The organism is Streptococcus sp. 1559, from assembly GCF_013276735.1.
GTDB lineage: Bacteria > Bacillota > Bacilli > Lactobacillales > Streptococcaceae > Streptococcus > Streptococcus pseudopneumoniae.
The window spans coordinates 1-22,438 of sequence record NZ_VMLO01000018.1 but is presented as its reverse complement, the minus strand read 5'-3'; the positions used below and the strand labels follow the sequence as shown (position 1 = coordinate 22,438).

Annotated in this window: 20 protein-coding genes and 2 pseudogenes; 15 read left to right on the top strand and 7 right to left on the bottom strand. The window is 39.7% G+C overall.

Annotated elements, in window-relative coordinates; all coding sequences use genetic code 11:
- The 12 genes and pseudogenes from HT688_RS03470 to HT688_RS03415 form a co-directional block, all read left to right on the top strand.
- Positions 1–739 (top strand): annotated as a pseudogene (locus HT688_RS03470) (IS1380-like element ISSpn5 family transposase); the annotation flags it as partial.
- 272 nt (positions 740–1,011) lie between these two features.
- Complete coding sequence (hisS, locus tag HT688_RS03465) at positions 1,012–2,292, top strand: histidine--tRNA ligase (RefSeq protein ID WP_000775895.1); 1,281 nt, start codon at positions 1,012–1,014, stop codon at positions 2,290–2,292.
- A complete protein-coding gene (locus tag HT688_RS03460) occupies positions 2,292–2,756 on the top strand; it encodes a hypothetical protein (RefSeq protein WP_025170602.1) in 465 nt (154 codons plus the stop codon). Before hisS ends, HT688_RS03460 begins: the two co-directional genes overlap by 1 nt.
- A gap of 9 nt (positions 2,757–2,765) precedes the next feature.
- Positions 2,766–2,972, top strand: a complete 207-nt coding sequence (locus HT688_RS03455) for a helix-turn-helix transcriptional regulator (RefSeq protein ID WP_001176227.1) — start codon at positions 2,766–2,768, stop codon at positions 2,970–2,972.
- Positions 2,972–3,160 carry a hypothetical protein gene (locus tag HT688_RS03450; RefSeq protein WP_001046123.1) on the top strand — a complete coding sequence of 63 codons (189 nt, stop codon included), beginning with the start codon at positions 2,972–2,974 and terminating at the stop codon, positions 3,158–3,160. The genes HT688_RS03455 and HT688_RS03450 overlap by 1 nt, the downstream gene beginning before the upstream one ends.
- Before the next feature lie 11 nt (positions 3,161–3,171).
- Complete coding sequence (locus tag HT688_RS03445) at positions 3,172–3,915, top strand: DUF3169 family protein (protein WP_000412276.1); 744 nt, start codon at positions 3,172–3,174, stop codon at positions 3,913–3,915.
- Positions 3,916–3,925: 10 nt separating this feature from the next.
- Positions 3,926–4,750 (top strand): ABC transporter ATP-binding protein, encoded by an 825-nt coding sequence (locus tag HT688_RS03440; protein WP_172923568.1) that lies wholly within the window; start codon positions 3,926–3,928, stop codon positions 4,748–4,750.
- Positions 4,743–5,441 (top strand): ABC transporter permease, encoded by a 699-nt coding sequence (locus HT688_RS03435; protein WP_000488858.1) that lies wholly within the window; start codon positions 4,743–4,745, stop codon positions 5,439–5,441. Before HT688_RS03440 ends, HT688_RS03435 begins: the two co-directional genes overlap by 8 nt.
- A gap of 9 nt (positions 5,442–5,450) precedes the next feature.
- Positions 5,451–6,092, top strand: coding sequence for a CPBP family intramembrane glutamic endopeptidase (locus HT688_RS03430; RefSeq protein WP_000771198.1), 642 nt, complete (start codon positions 5,451–5,453; stop codon positions 6,090–6,092).
- A gap of 17 nt (positions 6,093–6,109) precedes the next feature.
- Positions 6,110–6,340 carry a hypothetical protein gene (locus HT688_RS03425; RefSeq protein ID WP_000832181.1) on the top strand — a complete coding sequence of 77 codons (231 nt, stop codon included), beginning with the start codon at positions 6,110–6,112 and terminating at the stop codon, positions 6,338–6,340.
- 155 nt (positions 6,341–6,495) lie between these two features.
- On the top strand, positions 6,496–8,259 hold the full coding sequence (aspS, locus tag HT688_RS03420) for an aspartate--tRNA ligase (protein ID WP_000830886.1): 1,764 nt from the start codon (positions 6,496–6,498) through the stop codon (positions 8,257–8,259).
- A complete protein-coding gene (locus HT688_RS03415) occupies positions 8,237–9,178 on the top strand; it encodes a YitT family protein (RefSeq protein WP_050223204.1) in 942 nt (313 codons plus the stop codon). The genes aspS and HT688_RS03415 overlap by 23 nt, the downstream gene beginning before the upstream one ends.
- 29 nt (positions 9,179–9,207) lie before the next feature.
- Here HT688_RS03415 and HT688_RS03410 read toward each other — a convergent pair whose 3' ends face one another.
- From HT688_RS03410 to HT688_RS03390, 5 genes are all read right to left on the bottom strand, one after another.
- On the bottom strand, positions 9,208–10,194 hold the full coding sequence (locus HT688_RS03410; protein ID WP_001145442.1) for a LacI family DNA-binding transcriptional regulator: 987 nt from the start codon (positions 10,192–10,194) through the stop codon (positions 9,208–9,210).
- A gap of 9 nt (positions 10,195–10,203) precedes the next feature.
- Positions 10,204–11,004: a DUF1189 domain-containing protein gene (locus HT688_RS03405; RefSeq protein ID WP_166731114.1), complete on the bottom strand. Its 801-nt coding sequence runs from the start codon at positions 11,002–11,004 to the stop codon at positions 10,204–10,206.
- Positions 11,005–11,244: 240 nt separating this feature from the next.
- Complete coding sequence (locus HT688_RS03400) at positions 11,245–12,087, bottom strand: sugar ABC transporter permease (protein WP_001065638.1); 843 nt, start codon at positions 12,085–12,087, stop codon at positions 11,245–11,247.
- Position 12,088: 1 nt separating this feature from the next.
- The gene (locus tag HT688_RS03395; RefSeq protein ID WP_000414964.1) at positions 12,089–13,381 is read right to left on the bottom strand and encodes a sugar ABC transporter permease; all 1,293 of its coding nucleotides are present in this window, start codon (positions 13,379–13,381) and stop codon (positions 12,089–12,091) included.
- A gap of 110 nt (positions 13,382–13,491) precedes the next feature.
- Positions 13,492–14,763: an extracellular solute-binding protein gene (locus HT688_RS03390; RefSeq protein WP_000095469.1), complete on the bottom strand. Its 1,272-nt coding sequence runs from the start codon at positions 14,761–14,763 to the stop codon at positions 13,492–13,494.
- A gap of 610 nt (positions 14,764–15,373) precedes the next feature.
- Between HT688_RS03390 and malQ the strand changes: the two genes are divergently transcribed.
- The 3 genes from malQ (at position 15,374) to HT688_RS11675 (ending at position 19,683) form a co-directional block, all read left to right on the top strand.
- A complete protein-coding gene (gene malQ, locus HT688_RS03385; protein WP_281623700.1) occupies positions 15,374–16,939 on the top strand; it encodes a 4-alpha-glucanotransferase in 1,566 nt (521 codons plus the stop codon).
- 25 nt (positions 16,940–16,964) lie between these two features.
- Entirely contained in the window at positions 16,965–19,223 is a 2,259-nt protein-coding gene (locus tag HT688_RS03380; RefSeq protein ID WP_101514498.1) for a glycogen/starch/alpha-glucan phosphorylase, read from the top strand.
- A 253-nt stretch (positions 19,224–19,476) separates the two neighbouring features.
- Positions 19,477–19,683, top strand: coding sequence for a hypothetical protein (locus HT688_RS11675; protein WP_101514497.1), 207 nt, complete (start codon positions 19,477–19,479; stop codon positions 19,681–19,683).
- A gap of 221 nt (positions 19,684–19,904) precedes the next feature.
- Here HT688_RS11675 and HT688_RS03375 read toward each other — a convergent pair.
- Together HT688_RS03375 and HT688_RS03370 are read right to left on the bottom strand one after the other, a co-directional pair.
- Positions 19,905–21,298 (bottom strand): annotated as a pseudogene (locus HT688_RS03375) (IS3 family transposase).
- A gap of 268 nt (positions 21,299–21,566) precedes the next feature.
- Positions 21,567–22,208, bottom strand: coding sequence for a hypothetical protein (locus HT688_RS03370; RefSeq protein ID WP_049547225.1), 642 nt, complete (start codon positions 22,206–22,208; stop codon positions 21,567–21,569).
- Positions 22,209–22,438: the final 230 nt, after the last annotated feature.

The following is a 22,438-nucleotide window of genomic DNA, read 5'->3' as shown; positions in this document are numbered from 1 at the left end:
GCTTTATCACACCTGTTTTAGAACGGTTTAATCAACTTCTCTTTCGAATGGATAGTGGCTTTGCGACCCCAAAATTATACGATTTAATTGAAAAAACAGGGCAATACTACCTCATAAAACTCAAGAAAAATACTGTTCTGAGCCGTCTTGGAGACCTTCCCTCCCTTGCCCACAGGATGAGGACTTAACCATCTTGCCCCACTCCGCCTACTCAGAAACTCTCTATCAAGCAGGATCTTGGTCGCACAAGCGTCGTGTCTGCCAGTTCTCTGAACGAAAAGAAGGGAACTTGTTCTACGATGTTATTTCTCTCGTTACAAATATGACGAGTGGAACAAGCCAAGACCAGTTTCAGCTTTATCGTGGACGTGGTCAAGCCGAGAATTTCATCAAGGAGATGAAGGAGGGATTTTTTGGTGATAAAACGGATAGTTCAGCCTTAATCAAAAACGAAGTTCGTATGATGATGAGCTGTATCGCCTACAATCTCTATCTTTTTCTCAAACATCTAGCTGGAGGTGACTTCCAAACTTTAACAATCAAACGCTTCCGCCATCTTTTTCTTCACGTGGTAGGAAAATGTGTTCGAACAGGACGCAAGCAGCTCCTCAAATTGTCTAGTCTCTATGCCTATTCCGAATTGTTTTCAGCACTTTATTCTAGGATTAGAAAAGTCAACCTAAATCTTCCTGTTCCTTATGAACCACCTAGAAGAAAAGCGTCGTTAATGATGCATTAAATAACAGTCGAGATGAAAAAATCGTGTGACGCACCAAGGGAGGAGTATGCCCTTTTGAGGAAATCTAGCGAGGAAAAACGATACTGGAACAGCAGAAAGTAAAACTGGCCTCATGAGGAGGAAGAAAGTGGCTCATGAGGTCAGGGGTTTTGTAAGTTACATCTAGTTGAGAGAGGTATGAATGATTTGGGGGAAATCCTAATTTTTTTCTCACTGTTTTAATCCCTTTATTTATGGTAAAATAAGACTATTAAGTTTAAAGAGGATTCCCTATGAAATTACAAAAACCAAAAGGAACGCAGGATATTTTACCTGCTGAATCTGCCAAATGGCAGTACGTTGAGGGCTTTGCCCGTGAGATTTTCAAGCGCTATAATTATGCAGAAGTGCGCACGCCTATTTTTGAGCACTACGAAGTCATCAGTCGCTCTGTCGGAGATACAACGGATATCGTAACCAAGGAAATGTACGACTTCTATGACAAGGGTGACCGCCATATTACTCTCCGTCCAGAAGGAACTGCGCCCGTTGTCCGTTCCTATGTGGAAAATAGACTTTTCGCCCCAGAAGTGCAAAAGCCAAGTAAGTTCTACTACATGGGACCTATGTTCCGTTACGAGCGTCCACAGGCAGGGCGTTTGCGCCAATTCCACCAGATTGGTGTTGAGTGTTTTGGTTCTAGCAATCCAGCTACCGATGTGGAAACCATCGCGATGGCGGCCCATTTCTTGAAAGAAATCGGTATCCAAGGTGTCAAATTACATCTTAACACTCTTGGAAATCCTGAGAGCCGTGCAGCCTACCGTCAAGCCTTGATTGACTATTTGACACCGCTCAAGGAGATCTTGTCTAAGGATAGCCAGCGTCGTTTGGAGGAAAATCCTCTTCGTGTCTTGGACTCTAAGGAAAAAGAAGACAAGGTAGCAGTAGAGAATGCGCCTTCTATCTTGGATTTCCTTGATGAAGAAAGTCAAGCTCATTTTGATGCTGTACGTCAGATGTTGGAAAATCTTGGAGTAGACTACATCATTGATACCAATATGGTGCGTGGTCTGGACTACTACAACCACACCATTTTCGAGTTCATCACAGAGATTGAGGGCAATGACCTGACAGTCTGTGCGGGTGGTCGTTACGATGGTTTGGTTTCTTACTTTGGAGGCCCGGAAACTGCTGGATTTGGATTTGGACTTGGTGTAGAGCGCCTGCTTCTCATCCTTGAAAAGCAAGGTGTGACTCTCCCTATCGAAAACGCCCTAGATGTCTATATCGCAGTTTTGGGTGAAGGAGCAAATGTCAAGGCCTTGGAATTGGTACAGGCTCTTCGCCAACAAGGTTTCAAAGCAGAGCGTGATTACCTCAACCGTAAGCTCAAAGCTCAATTCAAGTCAGCCGATGTCTTTGTGGCTAAAACCCTCATCACCCTAGGAGAGAGTGAAGTCGAAAGCGGACAAGTGACGGTCAAGAATAACCAAACCCGAGAAGAAGTCCAAGTGTCACTTGAGACAATCAGCCAAAACTTCTCAGAAATCTTTGAAAAACTAGGATTTTAATAACAGAAAAACTGGTCAGAAACCTACTCCTGACCTTTTTCTTTTGCAAAATGACAAAAATCATAAACTTTTTGACAAATATGCTTGTCAAAAAGAAAAAGATGTGTTACAATATAATCAAGTTAAGAGAAAAGGAGCAGGGAACGATTATGTGGGCATTAGGATTTGTACCTCTTGTGATTATGTTTTATCTCTATCATACCCAAAGGGTCAAGAAATTAGAGAATAAAATCAAAAGAATTGAGCAAAAACAGAAAGGAAATAAAGAAATGTCAAGATTATTAAAAGAATTGATTGGGAAAACACCGACAATCGTTGGACAAGTTTTTGGAACAGATAACTGGGAAGTTGTGGATGTTGATGAGGAATGGGTCAAGCTACGTCGTGTTAATAAAAAAGGAAAAGAAAAATTCAAACTACAACGCATTGAGGATATCCAAACTGTTGAATTTGACGGAAAGTAGGTGTGTGACATGCAACTAAAAAATCGTCTAAAAGAGCTTCGAGCTCGCGATGGTCTCAATCAAACCGACCTAGCCAAGCTGGCAGGGGTTTCCAGACAGACCATTAGCCTACTAGAACGGGATGAGTACACCCCGTCCATTATCATTGCCCTGAAAATATCTCAAATTTTCAACGAAACAGTCGAATCGGTATTTCGCTTGGAGGAGGACGAGTGATGAACAAGTATAAAGTGATTTATTATGTAGTTGCCATAGCTCTATTAGTCAGCCTATGTCTACTAATTGGAACAAATCTAGGATGGTTTGATCTCTATTACAGCGACCAATTTATCTGGGCCTACTTTGCTCTTATCCCAGTCGTTGACTGGATTGAAAAGAAATCCAAAAATCTAGCAAGTAAATAAGGAGAATGAATATGGAAAAGAAAAAGAAACGTGGATTGTTATTATTTTTGATGTCTATTGTCTTGGGAGCTTTCTTTGGCATTTTTGTAGGGATGTTTAAGGCACTTGCTGAATCTCACGGAATTATGTTAGATGTAAAAATCTTGATACCATGGATATCAGCTATTTGTTTAGTATTAGGTTTCATTAGCATTCTTTTGACATTCAATTTCCTAAAGAAAAGCAGAAAGTTTCATTCCTTGTATCAAGAGGAAATGGATGATGATCTGAATGAAACCTATTATGTGCAAATGTATCGGAATCTCGAGTTTGGAACCACTGCTTTTAATATTGCAAGTGTAGCGATTTTATTGGCTCTTTTCATCTCAGGTAGTGAAGTGATTGTACCAAATAGAAGCAATCTAACCTTATCTCTTTCTTTTTTGGGATTAGTGCTGATTCTCAGTGTTCAAAAATATCTTTTTAAGACCATTGCGATTGTTCGTCAGTTTGATTTGGCATTTTTCTCAACACCAAAGGATGTCTTAGAGTATGTAAATTCTTATGATGAAGGGGAGCGTCAGGCTAATTTGGAACAGAGTTTTCGGATTTTATTCCAATTAAATCAGTATGTCTTACCAGTCTTATATGTTTTTCTTTTTATCATTTCTTTCTTGACAGGAGAGATTCAGTTACTAGCCTTCTTGCTTGTAGGAGCTATCCATATTTATATCAATGTGATGCAGTTACCTATGGTAAAACGCTATTTCAAATAAAGGAGTTTCTATGATTCGTGTTGAAAATGTAAGTAAAAGTTTTGGGAGCAAAAAAGCTCTTCATCAGATTTCTTTTGAGATTAAGGAGGGTGAAATCTTTGGTTTTCTGGGACCTTCTGGCTCAGGTAAAACAACCATGATCAATGTCTTAACAGGACAGTTGGCTGCAGATCAAGGTAAAACAGTTTTGCTAGGCAAGAATTCTCAAGATTTAACCTCAAATGATTTGGAACAAATTGGTATTGTGAGTGATGGCAGTAGTTTTTATGAAAAGATGAGTCTTTATAAAAATCTTCTCATCTATGCTAAGTTATATGGCCTCAAGGCAGATAGAGTAGTTCAGGTGCTTCAACAGGTTGGATTGGCAGATGCTAAAGATATTATCGCAGAAAAACTATCTACAGGAATGAAACAACGAATGTTCTTGGCTCGTGCCCTTCTTAATGCACCTAAGATTCTCTTCCTTGATGAGCCAACCAGTGACTTAGACCCTACAACATCTAAGATGATTCATACCCTACTTCAAGAATTAAAGCATGCGGGGACAACTATCTTTCTGACCACGCATGATATGAATGAAGCAACTCTGCTTTGTGATCGCTTATCTCTTTTAAATAAGGGTAATTTAATAGAGTATGGAAGTCCGCAAGATATTATCCAGAAGTACCATGTGGATAAGAAAGTACGTGTAGCTTATAAAGATGGACGAGAACAGATAGTTCCATTTGAAGAATTGCCACATTTAGACACGACAGATTTGATGGTGGTTCACTCTTGTGAGCCAACTCTAGAAGAAATCTTTATCAGATTGACAGGAGAAAAGTTAGATGTTTAGAAAATTAAATGCCCTACTATGGTTAAGAGTGCAAGTTCTTATTAGCAATTCAACTTTGTTAGCGACTTTATTGATGCCTTTTGGTATTGCTGTTTTATATAATGAATTTTTAAATAAGAATGGACAATTGAGCCTATTTTTACTATCTGCTAGCTTGACGATGGTCTTGAGCATGGGAAGTGGTTATATGGTATCGATTATGATGGCAGAAGATAAGGAAAAACGAAATCTTAAATCACTCCTCCTAAGTGGTGTGACAGCAACAGAATATACTTTCAGTATGCTCGTTCTCCCTATTCTGATAATGTTACTTGCTATGATTGTGCTTCCCATCTATCTTAAAGTAGATCTATCAGGTTATTTATTTGCCTACGTTATCTATTTGCTCCTAGCAACTATTAGTATTATTTTTCTCAACCTTCTAATCGGTGCGGTGTCAGATACTCAATCTAAAGCGCAAGTTTATAGTATCTTCCCTATGTTAATTGTCTCTTTTTTACCTATGATTGCTTCTCAAAATGATACGGTTCAAAAAGTGTTGGATTACTCGTTCGTTGGTCCTATTGTAAATCTTTTAAATAAAAAAGGTGGAGAAATATCTTTTTCTAACATCGGTATGTTACTTGCCTGGGTACTTGTATTAGGAATAGCGAACCTCTTTGTATTGAAAAATAGCTATAAAGCAAGATAGGAGATCTATATGAAATTACTTAAAAACCTGGGCTGGTTTTTTCTAGCCATTCTATCCTTTTTATTCATCTATGGCTTCATTCAGGTACTCGCGACTACGTCGCTTGCCTTAGGCGCTTCACCCTATGCTGTGACCTTGCTCTATGTGGCCTTGGCTGGAGTTTATGTGTACGGTATTTACAAATGGTATCAGAAAGGTCCTGTTCGTATTGAGAAGAGTGGCTTCAACCGATTTATTTGGCTTCCTGCCTTGGTTTGGTTCTTATCTCTTGTTGTCCAGTTTTTCTTGCCAAATGATCCTTCAGTAAATCAGCAAATAGCGATAGACTTGACCTTGTCTCAACCACTTTTCTCATTCTTTGCGGTCGTTATTTTTGCTCCTTTGACGGAAGAACTTATCTTTAGAGGGATGTTAGCACGCTACCTCTTTCCTAAGCAGGACAATAGTAAACAAACTCTGATTTTTCTTCTGGTATCGAGTGTTTTGTTTGCCTTGATTCATTTCCCAGGTGATGTGCAACAATTTTTTGTCTATTTTAGCCTTGGTTTTAGTTTGGGCTTGGCTTATATTAGCAGAAAAGGTCTGGTCTACAGTATTTCTCTTCACGCTTTGAATAATTTAGTCGGCTTTTTGATGATTCTCATGCTATAATAGAGTCAGGAGGTCACATGAAACGAGTAATTTTATTAGCAGTGATTCAAGCAGTCGTTCTATTTTTCATCATTGGGGCGCTAGCTTATGCCTTCAAAGGCGATTTCTTCTATAACTATCTAGCAGTTGTCTTTGCCCCTATTGCAGGTGTCTTGCGTTTTGGGACAGCTTACATAACGGAAATTGTCTTGCCTCGAAAGGCAGCTGAAATTGCTGAAAAGCGTAAAGCAGGCAACAATTCAAAATAAAAGAGTCCGGTGAAGTTCATCGGATTTTTTGTATGGGCGTTAATTTTTAGGGACTTTACCTGATTTTTAAAGACTGGCAAACTTTTCTGCTGATTTTCATGAAGAGCCTGCGCTTTTATGGTAAAATAGTAACAGAATAAAAGAGGAGAGAAAACATGAAACGTAGTATGTATGCTGGTCGTGTTCGTGAGGAACACATCGGACAAGAAATAACCTTGAAAGGATGGGTTGGCCGTCGTCGTGACCTTGGTGGTTTGATCTTTATTGACCTTCGTGACCGTGAAGGAATCATGCAGTTGGTTATCAATCCTGAAAAAGTATCTGCCGAGGTTATGGCAACAGCTGAAAGCCTTCGTAGCGAATTTGTTATCGAGGTGACTGGACAGGTCGCTGCGCGTGAGCAAGCCAATGATAAGTTGCCAACTGGTGCGGTTGAGTTAAATGTAACAGCTCTGATAGTGCTCAATACAGCAAAAACAACACCATTTGAGATTAAGGATGGGATTGAGGCCAATGACGATACGCGTTTGCGTTACCGTTACCTTGACCTTCGTCGTCCAGAAATGTTGGAAAATCTTAAACTTCGTGCTAAGGTGACCCATTCTATCCGCAACTACTTGGATGAGTTGGAGTTTATCGACGTGGAGACACCATTCCTTTCTAAGTCAACGCCAGAAGGGGCGCGTGACTATTTAGTGCCGTCTCGTGTTAATAAAGGGCATTTTTACGCTCTTCCTCAAAGTCCACAAATCACTAAGCAATTGTTGATGAATGCTGGTTTTGACCGTTACTACCAAATCGTCAAATGTTTCCGTGATGAGGACTTGCGTGGAGATCGTCAACCTGAGTTTACCCAGGTCGACTTGGAAACATCTTTCCTTACGGAGCAAGAAATCCAAGATATTACAGAAGGTTTGATTGCGCGCGTGATGAAAGAGACTAAAGGCATCGAAGTCACTCTGCCTTTCCCACGTATGAAGTATGATGACGCTATGGCTCGTTACGGTTCTGACAAGCCTGATACTCGTTTTGACATGTTGCTTCAGGACTTGACAGAAGTAGTCAAAGGTGTAGACTTTAAAGTCTTTTCAGAAGCACCTGCTGTAAAAGCCATTGTGGTCAAAGGAGCTGCGGACAACTATTCACGTAAAGACATCGACAAGATGACAGAAGTAGCCAAACAGTATGGTGCCAAAGGTCTTGCTTGGGTTAAGGTTGTTGATGGAGAATTAAATGGACCAGTTGCTAAGTTCTTGACTAACATCCAAGCAGAATTGACAGCAGCACTTGCGCTTGAAGATAAGGACTTGGTTCTCTTTGTGGCAGATACGCTTGAAGTGGCTAATGCAACGCTTGGTGCCCTTCGTGGACGTATTGCCAAAGAGCTTGGTTTGATTGATAGCGATAAATTCAACTTCCTTTGGGTGGTTGACTGGCCAATGTTTGAATGGTCTGAAGAAGAAGGCCGCTACATGAGCGCCCACCATCCATTCACACTTCCACAGGAAGAAACAGCTCACGAATTAGAAGGTGATTTGGCTAAGGTTCGTGCCATTGCTTACGATATCGTCTTGAACGGTTATGAGCTTGGTGGTGGTAGCCTTCGTATCAACCAAAAAGACCTTCAAGAACGTATGTTCAAGGCTCTTGGTTTCTCAGCCGAAGAAGCAAATGACCAGTTTGGCTTCCTTCTTGAAGCCATGGACTATGGTTTCCCACCACACGGTGGTTTGGCTATCGGGCTTGACCGCTTTGTCATGCTCTTAGCTGGAGAAGAAAATATCCGTGAAGTTATTGCCTTCCCTAAGAACAATAAAGCAACTGACCCAATGACACAAGCTCCATCAACAGTCGCTCTCAAACAACTAGAGGAACTCAGCTTACAAGTAGAAGAAGATGAAACAAGCAAAACGAATTAAGCGGTGGCGCTATTATCTGCGCCGCTTTGCTTATCAGATAAAAATTTTACGTGTCTTACAAAGTATCTCTCGAGAAAAGTATGATGAGAAGATTTCGGCCTCTCTGGTCTATGGTTTTTTATCAGCAGTGGCGGTCAATTTCTTTTTCCAACCAGGGCATGTGTATTCGAGTGGTGCGACAGGTCTGGCACAGATTATCTCTGCTTTGAGTAATCACTGGTTTGGTTTTCATATTCCGATTTCGCTAACCTTCTACGCCATTAACTTCCCTTTGATGGTCTTAGCTTGGTATCAGATTGGCCATAAGTTCACCGTCTTTACCTTTATCACGGTATCTATGAGTTCCTTCTTTATCCAGTTTGTCCCTGTGGCAACCTTGACGGAGGATCCCATTATCAATGCCCTTTTTGGGGGTGTTGTCATGGGCTTGGGGATTGGTTTTGCTCTTCGAAACAATATCTCCAGTGGTGGAACGGATATCGTCAGTCTGACCATTCGTAAGAAAACGGGTAAGAACGTTGGTAGTATTTCTTTCTTGGTAAATGGGACTATCATGCTGATAGCTGGTTTGACCTTTGGTTGGAAATACGCTCTTTACTCTATGATTACCATCTTTGTCTCTAGCCGTGTGACAGACGCCGTCTTTACCAAGCAAAAACGTATGCAGGCTATGATTGTGACCAATCATCCAGACAAGGTAATTGAAAAAATCCATAAAAAATTGCACCGCGGAGCAACCATGATCCACGATGCAGAAGGAACCTATAATCACGAGAGAAAGGCAGTTCTAATCACTGTCATTACACGTGCAGAGTTTAATGAATTTAAACAGATTATGACACAAGTGGATCCAAGCGCCTTTGTCTCTGTCTCGGAAAATGTTCATATTCTAGGAAGGTTTGTTGAGATAGATAATTAGTGACCAAAAAAACCAGCGTGAGCTGGTTTTTATTTTTCTATAATTTTATGGGCAATCAACTGGCGGTAACAAATTTGTTTATTGCTTTTAGCATCGTTGATAATCTGAAGAATCGTTTCAAATGATGTTTGACCAAGTTCTAGGCTATTGATATCGACATAGGCTGCCAAGTTGAGCTTGGGATTAACCGAGTCAAAGCTGAGAACAGGGACATCCAGCTGGTGTTTGGCAATATAGTTACAAACACCTTCAGCTAGGAGGCTATCGGTTGTGATGATAGCATCAATTTGTGGATCGTGCTTGAATAATCGCTTGCTAAATTTATAGCCCTTTTCTTCCAGAAACTCGTCGGCAAAGTAGATGCGATTGTTGTCAGTGGTAAGTTTGTAATGCTTAAGCGCCTGTTCATAGCCTGTTAAACGGTCTTTGGTCACGAAGAGCTTTTTGCTTCCTCCGATAAAAGCAATACGATTGCAGCCTTTTTTGATGAAATATTCGGTTGCATCAAAACCAGCTTGAACATTGTCGTTGTCTACAAGTGGGATGAAAGGAGATAGAGATTTACCTAAGATAAGGAAGGGGAACTGTTCTTCTGCTACGAGTTTTACGAGAGGGTCTTCTTCTTGGGCATAGAGAAAGATTAGCCCATCTACACGCTTGCCGTAGACCATTTGTGAAATAGCGTTGAGGCGCTCCTTCTCATCTTTCCCTGTTGCTATCTGAATGGCATAGTGGTTTTCAGATGCGACTTGAGAGATGCCACGTAGAACCGATGGAAAGAAAGGATTCTGGTAGAAGGCGTCTGAGTCATCAGGAAGAACCAAACCAATCACCTGAGTGTAGCTGCTTACCAAGCTACGAGCGTTGAGGTTGGGGTGGTAGTTGAGCTCCTTCATAGCCTTGCGAACGCGTTTTTTTGTTTCGTCGCTAATGGTTGATTTATTTTGAATAACACGGGTTACGGTTGAAGGCGAAACACCAGCAGCCTTGGCCACGTCTTTAATCGTAACGGGCATAAAAATCTCCTATTTATGGTAATTTGGATCACGGAAATGTGTTTTATAAAAGATAGTGACCAGATACAGAACAAAAAGAATATTTTGTACAGTAATCAGGGTTGTCATATTTTGGCCAAATAATCCCAAAATAAGTGTAATCAGAGTCGGCAATCCTAAACAGTTCAAGATAAAGTGATAGCACTCTTTAAAGGTTCTAAATGAAAAGAGGCGTGATTTCTTAGTGATATAAAGGAGAAGACTAGCTCCTAGAGAGACGATAAAGAAATTCAAACCAAAGAGGAAGCTGGCACCGAGAACTAGGAAGAGACTGATATAGACACGATTTTGTTGGTACCAGTCTTTAGAAATTGCTTGGGTCAAGCTGTCTTTGCTTTTGAAACTCTCAGTCTGAATGGCTCGGTAAGAGATGCGGGTCAGTTCCTTGCTTTCCTTGCTGATGACTAGCTCATTTGTATCGAAATGCAGTTGCAAGTCCTTCGGGAACTCCTTACCTGGGCTTGGACCAATCACAACAGAAGGCGCTTGACTAGCTGTTCCTGTATAAATTAATGTGCCATCGACAATTGTAGCATGTTCAGAGAGATCCTGGACAACCTTATCTGTCAATGGTTCATAGACATTATCGATAAAGGTTTCTAGCGGATAAGTCTCCTGGGAGCTGTTTTGAATGGCAATGGGTACCATCGACAAGCTGATAAGGAAGATACTGGTAAAGAGTAGTTGAAACCAGTTGAGCCCGAAACGTTTGGACAGGGGCTTACGAAATCCCCAAATACTTGAAAAATAGGAAAATGGATATGGAAGCATAGGTATCTTTCTAAAAGGTGTTTTCTATATGAGTATTATTATATAGAGAAATTCGCTTTATTTCAAGTCTAGGAGAAAAATTGCTTGTTGTAAGGACATTACTTACAGTAACAATCGTTAATACTTAATGAAAATCACAGAGCAAACTAGGAAGCTAACCACAGGTTGCTCAAAACANNGCTGACGTGGTTTGAAGAGGTTTTCGAAGAGTATAAAATGAAAAAGGGTGGCGGGGATAAATTATCCCTTGTCGCCACCACTTGTAAGTCCTGAAACAAAGTTCTTTTGTAGGAAGAAGAAGAGAATACAGATTGGAAGGGCGATGAGGATAGCACCTGCTGAGAAGTAGGCAATCTTCATGTTTTTCGCATTGTTAACGAAGGTTTGGAGACCTACGGCAACAGTAAAGTATTCTTTCTCACGAAGCAAGAAACTAGAGAGGATGTAGTCCCCGAAAGGTCCCATGAAGGCCCAGAGAGCTTGTACGGCAACCATTGGGCGAACAAGTGGAAGAACAATTTGCCAGAAGCGGCGGAAGTGTCCTGCACCGTCTAGTTTTGCAGATTCGTCTAAAGACATTGGCACTGTATCGAAGTAGCCTTTCATGAGCCAAGTATTCATCGGGATACCACCACCAACGTAGAGGAAGATGAGGAACCAGCTGTGGTTAAGGGCGTTCAACATAAGCGCCATAACGAAGAAGGCTGTCAAAGCGGCCATAGTTGGCACCATTTGGATGATCAAGAAGAAGACCAAACTTTGTTTACGAGCCAAGAAGTTGTAACGGCTGTAGGCATAACCAGCAAGTACGATGATACTTGTTTGAACAGCCATGGTAATCAAGGCAATGATCAAGGTGTTGAGGTACCAAGTACCGTACAAGGTTTCAGTGAAGAGGCCTTGGAAGTTAGCAAAACTAAAGTCGACGTTGCTGTCTAGTTTAAAGGCTACTACGTTACCAGTCTTGAAGGCTGACATAATGGTAATCAAAAGTGGATAGATAATGACAATTGATAGACCAATCAGGTAAAGGTATGTAAGGCTTTGAGTCAGTCTACGTTTGAGTTTAATTGAGTTATTCATCTTAGACGTCCTCCATATCAAATGCGTGTAGTTTCTTGAATGCGATCATAGAGATTGAGATGACAATGATAGAGATAATCAAGGTGACAGCTGCCGCCATTGAGTATTGAGGAGATGTACCTGTTGTCAAACGGTAAATCCATGAAATCAAGATATCGGTTGAACCAGCTCCACCACCGACACTACCAGGTCCTCCAGCGTTGAAGAGGTACATGATAGAGAAGTTGTTAAAGTTGAAGGTGTATTGGCTAATCAAAGTAGGTGCCGCAACAGCCAAGATCATTGGGAAAGTGATGTTGCGGAATTTTTGCCAAGCATTGGCACCGTCAATATAAGCTGCTTCGTAAAGGTCGTTAGGAATAGATTGCAAGATACCCAAGGTCAGAACGTAGATGTATGGGAATCCAAGCCAACCTTGCATCATAATCAAGGCAATCTTAGTCCAAGTTGGGTCTGTTTTCCAGGGAATAAGAGCGCCATCAAGGAAAGGAAGGAATTTAGCCAAGATTGGCAATACTTGGGTGTTGATAGCTCCGACACTATCGTTAAACATGTTTGAGAATGTCAAGATAGTGATGAAGGCTGGGACAGCCCAAGGAAGAAGGAAAATAACACCAAAGATACGTTTTCCTTTGATAAATGGTTGGTTAGCAATGATAGCTGTGAAGATACCAATCACAATCTGTAAAGTTGAGGCTGCCAAAGCCCAGATGATGGTCCAAGAAAGAACAGAACCAAAGGCAGAACGGAAGGTACTCAAACTCCAGATATTACTAAAGTTTGTCAAACCAACCCAGTCCAACAATTTGTTTGGTGGTAAGTGTTGGAAGTCATAGTTGGTAAAGGCGATCATCAAGGTTACGATAACTGGGAAGATAATCGCGAAGGTCATGGCAACATAAGATGGAATAATCAAGAGATAAGGGAAACCATTTTCATAAATCCCTTTGATCATGTCTTTGAGGGTACGTGGAACTGGAATTCCATTGTTAATGCGTTTTGCAATCGTATATGCATCTTTGATATTTGAGAAATAAAAGAGTACATAAACGACTACAAAGATTAAATGGAAGGCACCACGAATCAGCATAAAGAGGGAATTATCACGACCGGGCTTGTCACCAAGAGTGATGAGATTGCTCAATTCAGGTGCTGCAAGTGCTAGGAAATAAAGGACAAATACGATGGTTACACCAAGGAAGATAAAACCTTTGGCTTTTTGTTTATTGTAAATCTGTCCTAACCCAGGAATGATAGACAGCAGGGCTGCTTTACTAGGTTGTTGCTTTTCCATAATAACTCCTTTCATAGGATACTACTTTTTTATAAGAAAGCTAAATTATTTGTGTCTCTATTGATAAATTCAAAGGGGGATTTGAATTCCACCCCCCTTGAACAAATTTTTTATTCACCAAATTTTTGTTTGATTGTTTCTTTGATCAATGTTACAGCGTCGTTAGCAGCTGTTTTAGCATCTTTTTGACCACTTACAGTATCAAAGAGCATGTTAGCAGCTGGTTCCCAAACTGCAGACATTTGAGAGATGTTTGGAATTGGTTGAGCGTTCTTGAATTGTTTGATAACAGCTGTTGTCAACTCATCGTTTTTACCTTCAGCGTATGAACGAGCTTCAGTATTAGCTGGGATTTCGTTAGTTGCATCGTAGAAAGCTTTTTGTTGTTCAGTTGAAACAAGGAAGTCTACAAATTTCTGTGCGCCTTCAAGGTTCTTAGTACTTGAAGGAATGATCCAAGCTTTACCACCACCGAATGCAGCATATTCTTTTCCATTTGGAAGAGTTGGGATAGTCGCAACACCGTAGTTTACTTTAGCATCTTTGAGGGCTTGAGCTTTCCAAGGCCCATCAATGATAGCAGCTGTTTTACCTTCTTGGAATTGAGTTTGGATTAGGTTTCCAGCAGCTGTACCATCTTGCATACCTTTAGGCCATTTTTCGTACCAAGATTTAGCGTAGTTGATACCTGCGATAGAACCGTCGTTTGCAAGACCGATGTCTTTAGGGTCTTTACCGTTTTGTCCGAATACGTAAGCGCCGTTACCAGCAAGAAGTCCGTATGCATAGTAGAAGTTTGTCCAGTCAGCTAGGAAGGCAGAAGTTTTTCCATCTTCTCCAGCGAAGGCATATTTGCTATCTTTAGCAAGGTTTTCCAAGTCAGCAAATGTTTTGGGAGCGTCTTTTACCAAGTCTTTGTTGTAGTACATAACAAGTGACTCGATAACGGCAGGAGCACCGTAAACTTTACCGTCAGCAGCGGTTACAAGAGATTTAGTTGTATCTTCTGTTTTAGCACCATCGCTCAATTTCACTTCTGAAAGTTGTCCGTCAGAACCAAGGCTACCCACACGGTCGTATGGAGCCATCATAACGTCAGCAGCTTGACCAGATTGGTTGTCAAGAGAAAGTTTGTCAAGCCCACCAAGTTGGTCACCAGATTTGATGTTAACTGTTGTGCCTGATTGCTCTTTATAAGCTTTAGCAACTGTTTCAGCATAAGCTTTGTATTGGTCCTCAACGTAAAGAGTGATTTCTTTCGCTTCAGATGAACCAGACTCAGCAGGCTTATCAGCAGTTTTGCTTCCGCAAGCTACCAAGAGCAAGCTAGCAAGTGTAGCAGTTCCAAGCACCGCAGCGCTCTTCATGAATTTAGATGACATAGTGTATTCCTCCTAAAGAATAACAAGTTTTATTGATAAGGAAACGCAAACGTTTTCCTTTATGAACTTAGTATAGCACAAATAGAAAACGGTTGCAAGTGTTTTTGACAAAAATTTTAAAAAATTTTTAAGCTTGATTTGATAGCATGATTTTGCTTTTTAATAGAAGAAAAGTGTGAAATAGATAAGAATACAGTATTTTTAATAAAAAATAGATGTAATCTATCTAAAGAGGGAAATCAGGAGGGGCTACCTCCCTGTTTCTAATTCCTATCTATTTTCTATGGATCTTTGTGCCCCCTTGCATCTAAATTCAAGTTTTCTAGGGGAGGATTTGCACTTTGTAGACTGTCCCGTGAGAGTCAAACTTTAGGATTAGATAGTTTTAATACTCTTCGAAAATCAAATTCAAACCGCGTCAACGTCGCCTTGCCGTACTCAAGTACAGCCTGCGGCTAGTTTCCTAGTTTGCTCTTTGATTTTCATTGAGTATAAGTTATCTTTGCTAAAATGGGTTAGTCTCCTTAAAAATAATCAAAAAAGTTTTTTAAAAACGCTTGCAATTATGCTTGAAAAGGAGTATACTTATAAGTAGCGCAAACGTTTGCGTCTGCAAAAATACGCAACGTTCCATTATTTTAACACACGAGGTGCTATTATGAAAAAACGTCAAAGTGGTGTGTTGATGCACATCTCTTCTCTTCCAGGAGCTTACGGAATCGGATCATTTGGTCAAAGTGCTTACGACTTCGTTGATTTCTTGGTTTGCACAAAACAACGTTACTGGCAAATCCTTCCATTAGGAACAACTAGTTACGGGGATTCTCCTTACCAATCTTTCTCAGCCTTCGCAGGAAACACTCATTTTATCGATTTAGATATCTTGGTGGAGCAAGGTTTGTTGGAAGCAAGTGACCTTGAAGGAGTTGACTTTGGTAGCGATGCGTCTGAAGTTGATTATGCGAAAATCTACTATGCACGTCGTCCTCTTTTAGAAAAAGCGGTAAAACGTTTCTTGGAAGTAGGAGATGTTAAAGATTTTGAGAAATTTGCTCAAGACAACCAATCATGGCTTGAGCTCTTTGCTGAGTATATGGCTATCAAAGAGCATTTTGACAATCTTGCTTGGACTGAATGGCCAGATGCAGATGTTCGTGCTCGTAAAGCTTCAGCACTTGAAAGCTACCGTGAGCAATTGGCAGACAAGTTGGTTTACCACCGTGTGACTCAATACTTCTTCTTCCAACAATGGTTGAAATTGAAAGCTTACGCTAACGACAACCACATCGAAATCGTTGGGGACATGCCAATCTACGTAGCGGAAGATTCAAGCGATATGTGGGCAAATCCGCATCTCTTCAAAACAGATGTCAACGGTAAGGCAACTTGCATCGCAGGATGTCCACCAGATGAGTTCTCTGCAACTGGTCAGCTTTGGGGTAACCCAATCTATGACTGGGAAGCAATGGACAAAGATGGTTACAAATGGTGGATTGAACGCTTGCGTGAAAGCTTCAAAATCTACGATATCGTTCGTATTGACCACTTCCGTGGTTTCGAATCTTACTGGGAAATCCCTGCTGGTTCCGATACAGCAGCACCTGGTGAGTGGGTGAAAGGTCCGGGCTACAAGCTTTTTGCAGCCGTTAAGGAAGAACTTGGTGAGCTAAACATCATCGCAGAAGACCTTGGCTTCATGACAGATGAAGTTATTGAGTTGCGTGAACGTACTGGCTTCCCAGGAATGAAGATTCTTCAATTTGCCTTCAACCCAGAAGACGAAAGTATCGATAGCCCACACTTGGCACCTGCTAACTCAGTTATGTACACAGGAACTCACGATAACAATACGGTTCTTGGTTGGTACCGTAACGAGATTGATGATGCGACTCGTGAGTACATGGCTCGTTACACGAACCGTAAAGAATACGAAACAGTGCCACATGCTATGCTTCGTACAGTCTTTTCATCAGTTAGCTTCATGGCAATTGCAACTATGCAAGATTTGCTAGAATTGGATGAGGCGGCTCGTATGAACTTCCCATCTACCCTTGGTGGAAACTGGTCTTGGCGTATGACTGAAGAGCAATTGACACCAGCTGTTGAGGAAGGTTTGCTTGACTTAACAACAATCTATCGCCGAATCAATGAAAATTTGGTAGAATTAAAGAAATAATACAATATCAGGAGACATCTTAAACATGTTATCACTACAAGAATTTGTACAAAATCGTTACAATAAAACCATTGCAGAATGTAGCAATGAAGAGCTTTACCTTGCCCTTCTTAACTACAGCAAGCTTGCAAGTAGCCAAAAACCAGTTAACACTGGTAAGAAAAAAGTTTACTACATCTCAGCTGAGTTCTTGATTGGTAAACTCTTGTCAAACAACTTGATTAACCTTGGTCTTTACGACGATGTCAAAAAAGAACTTGCAGCTGCAGGTAAAGACTTGATCGAAGTTGAAGAAGTTGAATTGGAACCATCTCTTGGTAATGGTGGTTTGGGACGTTTGGCTGCCTGCTTTATCGACTCAATTGCGACTCTTGGTTTGAATGGTGACGGTGTTGGTCTGAACTACCACTTTGGTCTTTTCCAACAAGTTCTTAAAAACAACCAACAAGAAACAATTCCAAATGCATGGTTGACAGAGCAAAACTGGTTGGTTCGCTCAAGCCGTAGCTACCAAGTACCATTTGCAGACTTTACTTTGACATCAACTCTTTATGATATTGATGTTCCTGGTTACAAGACAGAAACGAAGAACCGCTTGCGTTTGTTTGACTTGGATTCAGTTGATTCTTCTATTATTAAAGATGGTATCAACTTTGACAAGACAGATATCGCTCGCAACTTGACTCTCTTCCTTTACCCAGATGATAGTGACCGTCAAGGTGAATTGCTCCGTATCTTCCAACAATACTTCATGGTTTCAAACGGTGCGCAATTGATTATCGACGAAGCAATCGAAAAAGGAAGCAACTTGCATGACCTTGCTGACTACGCAGTTGTGCAAATCAACGATACTCACCCATCAATGGTGATTCCTGAATTGATCCGTCTTTTGACTGCACGTGGTATCGAGCTTGACGAAGCAATCTCAATCGTTCGTAGCATGACTGCCTACACTAACCACACAATCCTTGCTGAAGCCCTTGAAAAATGGCCTCTTGAATTCTTGCAAGAAGTGGTTCCTCACTTGGTACCAATCATCGAAGAATTGGACCGTCGCGTGAAAGCAGAATACAAAGATCCAGCTGTTCAAATCATCGATGAGAGCGGACGTGTTCACATGGCTCATATGGATATCCACTACGGATACAGCGTTAACGGGGTTGCAGCACTTCACACTGAAATCTTGAAAAATTCTGAGTTGAAAGCCTTCTACGACCTTTACCCAGAAAAATTCAACAACAAAACAAACGGTATCACTTTCCGTCGTTGGCTCATGCATGCTAACCCAAGATTGTCTCACTACTTGGATGAGATTCTTGGAGATGGTTGGCACCATGAAGCAGATGAGCTTGAAAAACTCTTGTCTTATGAAGACAAAGCAGCTGTCAAAGAAAAATTGGAAAGCATCAAGGCTCACAACAAACGTAAATTGGCACGTCACTTGAAAGAACACCAAGGTGTGGAAATCAATCCAAACTCTATCTTTGATATCCAAATCAAACGTCTTCACGAGTACAAACGCCAACAAATGAATGCCTTGTACGTAATCCACAAATACTTTGACATCAAAGCTGGTAACATCCCTGCTCGTCCAATCACAATCTTCTTTGGTGGTAAAGCAGCTCCAGCCTACACAATCGCTCAAGACATCATCCACTTGATTCTTTGCATGTCAGAAGTTATTGCTAACGATCCAGCAGTAGCTCCACACTTGCAAGTAGTTATGGTTGAAAACTACAACGTTACTGCAGCAAGCTTCCTTATCCCAGCATGTGATATCTCAGAACAAATCTCACTTGCTTCTAAAGAAGCTTCAGGTACTGGTAACATGAAATTCATGTTGAACGGAGCTTTGACTCTTGGTACTATGGACGGTGCTAACGTGGAAATCGCTGAGTTGGTTGGCGACGAAAACATCTACATCTTTGGTGAAGATTCAGAAACTGTTATCGACCTTTACGCAAAAGCAGCTTACAAATCAAGCGAATTCTACGCTCGTAAAGCTATCAAACCATTGGTTGACTTCATTGTTAGCGATGCAGTTCTTGCAGCTGGAAACAAAGAGCGCTTGGAACGTCTTTACAATGAATTGATCAACAAAGACTGGTTCATGACTCTTCTTGACTTGGAAGACTACATCAAAGTCAAAGAGCAAATGTTGGCTGACTACGAAGACCGTGACGCATGGTTGGATAAAGTTATCGTTAACATTTCTAAAGCAGGATTCTTCTCATCTGACCGTACAATCGCTCAGTATAACGAAGATATCTGGCACTTGAACTAATACTCTTCGAAAATCAAATTCATACTAATACATTTTGTAAAAAAGCGAGTTTCGATTGAAATTCGCTTTTTTAAATGCTGTGGATTTGGGTCAATCTTGTCTAAAAATAGGGAAATCCTAGATACAGTGAAGGCTTTAAATGCTGGTTTTTACTATCTTCAGCCTTATATTTTTTCGTAGTTGGTTACCTCATAACTCTTGTATTCGCTTACATAAAGTATTATAATATAATTGTAGGAAAGAAGGTGTTTTTATGTGGAAAAAATATTTTTCAAAATATAAATGGACGGATTTATTTTGGATTTTATTTGTTATTTTGACCTGCCTCTATATAGGTAACAACGATTTGCTTCCTCTCAATCATCAAGAAATCTCTTTTCGTGGTAGCGTTTGGGGTCTGGTACTGGCCTTATTTCACTTGCTATTTATTGATAAGTTTGTTATCTCGAATCGAAAATAAATATTAGAACTATGCCTGACTGGCTACTTTTATGATTGATTTTGGAGGAAGATTTTGTCTCTATTATTTATTATTTTAAATTTGTTTATCTTGTACAAGATTTATTCTTTGAGGCGGGAGAAATCAAAATACTTGATTTATACGGCCTATATCATATTTGGGGTAAATGTACTATATGGTATTCAATGGTTATTAAAAGAACTGATTTCAACTATTTCCACTTAATATGTATGGAAACTCCAGTGATTTTTGCATAACAAAACGCATAAGATTAAGGATTTAGTTCTGTACTGCACAGGGCTAAGTCCTTTTAGTTTTACCTTAATTCTCTTGTTGTTGTAATAATCAATATAGTCTATAATGGCTTGTTCCAATTGATTAAGTGATTTAAATGTTTTCTCATAGCCATAAAACATTTCCGATTTTAAAATGCCAAAGAAAGATTCCATCCTACCGTTGTCTGGGCTGTTGCCCTTGCGTGACATGGATGCTTGAATTCCCTTACTCTCTAGGAACCGATGATAAGAATCGTGTTGATATTGCCAGCCTTGGTCACTATGGAGAATCGTATTCTCGTAGCATTTCTCTGTGAATGCCTGTTCCAACATTGTTTGTACTTGTTCTAAGTTGGGTGAAGTTGAAAGATTATAGGCGATAATTTCACTATTAAAGCCATCTAAAACTGGTGATAAGTAAAGCTTTTGAGTACTTGCTGGAATGGCAAATTCTGTCACATCTGTGTAGCACTTTTCCATTGTTTTAGAGCCTTCAAATTGACGTTGAATGAGATTCTCTGCCTTCTTACCCACATCTCCTTTATGAGAAGAATATTTTCGTTTCTGTCGCATTTTAGCTTGTAAATTGAGTACTTTCATCAAGCGTTGAACTCTTTTATGATTTACCAGATAACCACGATTTCTTAGTTCTAAATGAATCCGACGATAACCATAATTTCCCTTATGTTCGATAAAAATGGATTGAATTTCAGCTTTAAGCTCTTGATTCTTATCTAGTTTGTCTAGCTGTTTCAAGTGATAGTAGTAGGTCGAACGAGCTAATTTAATGGCTTTTAGAAGAATATCTAACGAAAAATCAGTCATTAATTCTTGAACAATTTCTGTCTTTCTTCTTTCTCTTTTTCCTCCTTCAATCGGAGTTCTCTTAACTTTTTTAGGATGGCATTCTCCGCTCTCAGGTACTCATTTTCTGCTTGAAGACGTTCTAATTCTGTTCTCTCTTCAGGTCTCTTTTTTGGCTTACGTCCCATTTTAGGTACTCTCCCTCTTATTTTCTCAACAATAGTATACCCGTTTTTCTTGTATTGTGCTAGTCAATTAAGAAGTATCGTACGACTTGGGAGGCCGTATTCAAGAGAAACTCTATCTTTAGTCCAGCCTTCATGTAAGACTTTATGAATCATTTCTTGTTTTAAATCAGGAGAATAGTAACGATTTTTTCCTTTTTTGACGAACTCTATTCCGTAACGATCAATCAATTTAATCATATACCTAATATTAGAATTGTTTATCCCAAATTTATTTGAAAGCTTCTCTAAGCTATATCCTTGTTTTCTAAGTTCATAGATCTGAACTTTATCATCATGAGTTAATTTCATAATAAAAACACCCCAAAAGTTAGATTTTTTCTGTCTAACTTTTGAGGTGCAGTTCATTCACTAAATTACCGTTTTTTTATTTAAATTCTATTAACTACCTATTACTATTAATTACCCTGAGGCCATCGTTTATAAATTGACCCAAAACGTCAAGTCCGTTATAAATAAAGAGTCCTAAAATTATAGATGAAATAATAATACTTGCACAAATAAAATATGTACGTTTTTTTTCATTCATAATATCGACTACCTCCTAAGTTAGTATAGACTAATAGTTGTATAGACTAATAGTTCCGTTTTGATTAAATGGAACTCTATAATATGATGTACCTCCAATAGTACCTCCAAATGTAAATCCAGCTCCTAACAACTCTGCTTTAACTTGAGCTGAACCACTACTGTTTATAGCTGCTGTTAAAGTACCATTATAAGCATACTTTATACTTGTTGTGGGGTATCCTTTTGGAGACCAAACATCAACGTTTTGTCCTTCAATATATGTGTTTGTAATAGAATTTGTTATTCCTAAGTAATAACCTTGAACTGAGTTAATCTGACGGAAAGAACCCTCATTATATAATTCAATGTTTACACTTAATTGAACTGTAGTTCTAGCAAATGTTGCACTTCTTTTTAATGTGTGTGAAGTAACTGTAGATCGAGAGAGATCTGGAATAAATTCAATAGTTTCAACAACCTTTCCAGTATCACTATCAATAACAGTTGCAACTTCGTTGAATCCTGATTTCGAATATACTACTTCTGGATTAGGGATATTGTAATCCTCAACAGTAAATTGCAGTTCGTTGAATTTTATAACAAGGTCATTAGTGGTATCGGCGTTTACAGAAATAGGCAAATAAAACAATGCTAAACAACTAAATAATAGAGTAATTAGTATTTTTTTCATGATAATGATCACCTACCATTCTTTCATAACTAAGTTGGATATTAAGGGTTGATAATTATAGTTTGTACATTGGAATCATCTGCTTTCTTATAGGAATATTAATTGAATAAGGCAATTCCTTTTTATTTGTATTCGCTTACATTTTATCATATAATGTTATTGTAGTCAAGAAAAATGTGCTATTATGTTAAAAAATATTTTTCAAAATATAAATTGAAAGTTCTATAATG

What these genes read in the sequence shown, in the direction of transcription:
- hisS (WP_000775895.1), top strand. Translation starts at nt 1,012, where the DNA reads ATGAAATTACAAAAACCAAAAGGAACGCAGGATATTTTACCTGCTGAA.
- HT688_RS03455 (WP_001176227.1), top strand. Translation starts at nt 2,766, where the DNA reads ATGCAACTAAAAAATCGTCTAAAAGAGCTTCGAGCTCGCGATGGTCTC.
- HT688_RS03450 (WP_001046123.1), top strand. Translation starts at nt 2,972, where the DNA reads ATGAACAAGTATAAAGTGATTTATTATGTAGTTGCCATAGCTCTATTA.
- HT688_RS03445 (WP_000412276.1), top strand. Translation starts at nt 3,172, where the DNA reads ATGGAAAAGAAAAAGAAACGTGGATTGTTATTATTTTTGATGTCTATT.
- HT688_RS03440 (WP_172923568.1), top strand. Translation starts at nt 3,926, where the DNA reads ATGATTCGTGTTGAAAATGTAAGTAAAAGTTTTGGGAGCAAAAAAGCT.
- HT688_RS03435 (WP_000488858.1), top strand. Translation starts at nt 4,743, where the DNA reads ATGTTTAGAAAATTAAATGCCCTACTATGGTTAAGAGTGCAAGTTCTT.
- HT688_RS03430 (WP_000771198.1), top strand. Translation starts at nt 5,451, where the DNA reads ATGAAATTACTTAAAAACCTGGGCTGGTTTTTTCTAGCCATTCTATCC.
- HT688_RS03425 (WP_000832181.1), top strand. Translation starts at nt 6,110, where the DNA reads ATGAAACGAGTAATTTTATTAGCAGTGATTCAAGCAGTCGTTCTATTT.
- aspS (WP_000830886.1), top strand. Translation starts at nt 6,496, where the DNA reads ATGAAACGTAGTATGTATGCTGGTCGTGTTCGTGAGGAACACATCGGA.
- HT688_RS03415 (WP_050223204.1), top strand. Translation starts at nt 8,237, where the DNA reads ATGAAACAAGCAAAACGAATTAAGCGGTGGCGCTATTATCTGCGCCGC.
- HT688_RS03410 (WP_001145442.1), bottom strand. Translation starts at nt 10,194, where the DNA reads ATGCCCGTTACGATTAAAGACGTGGCCAAGGCTGCTGGTGTTTCGCCT.
- HT688_RS03405 (WP_166731114.1), bottom strand. Translation starts at nt 11,004, where the DNA reads ATGCTTCCATATCCATTTTCCTATTTTTCAAGTATTTGGGGATTTCGT.
- HT688_RS03400 (WP_001065638.1), bottom strand. Translation starts at nt 12,087, where the DNA reads ATGAATAACTCAATTAAACTCAAACGTAGACTGACTCAAAGCCTTACA.
- HT688_RS03395 (WP_000414964.1), bottom strand. Translation starts at nt 13,381, where the DNA reads ATGGAAAAGCAACAACCTAGTAAAGCAGCCCTGCTGTCTATCATTCCT.
- HT688_RS03390 (WP_000095469.1), bottom strand. Translation starts at nt 14,763, where the DNA reads ATGTCATCTAAATTCATGAAGAGCGCTGCGGTGCTTGGAACTGCTACA.
- HT688_RS03380 (WP_101514498.1), top strand. Translation starts at nt 16,965, where the DNA reads ATGTTATCACTACAAGAATTTGTACAAAATCGTTACAATAAAACCATT.
- HT688_RS11675 (WP_101514497.1), top strand. Translation starts at nt 19,477, where the DNA reads ATGTGGAAAAAATATTTTTCAAAATATAAATGGACGGATTTATTTTGG.
- HT688_RS03370 (WP_049547225.1), bottom strand. Translation starts at nt 22,208, where the DNA reads ATGAAAAAAATACTAATTACTCTATTATTTAGTTGTTTAGCATTGTTT.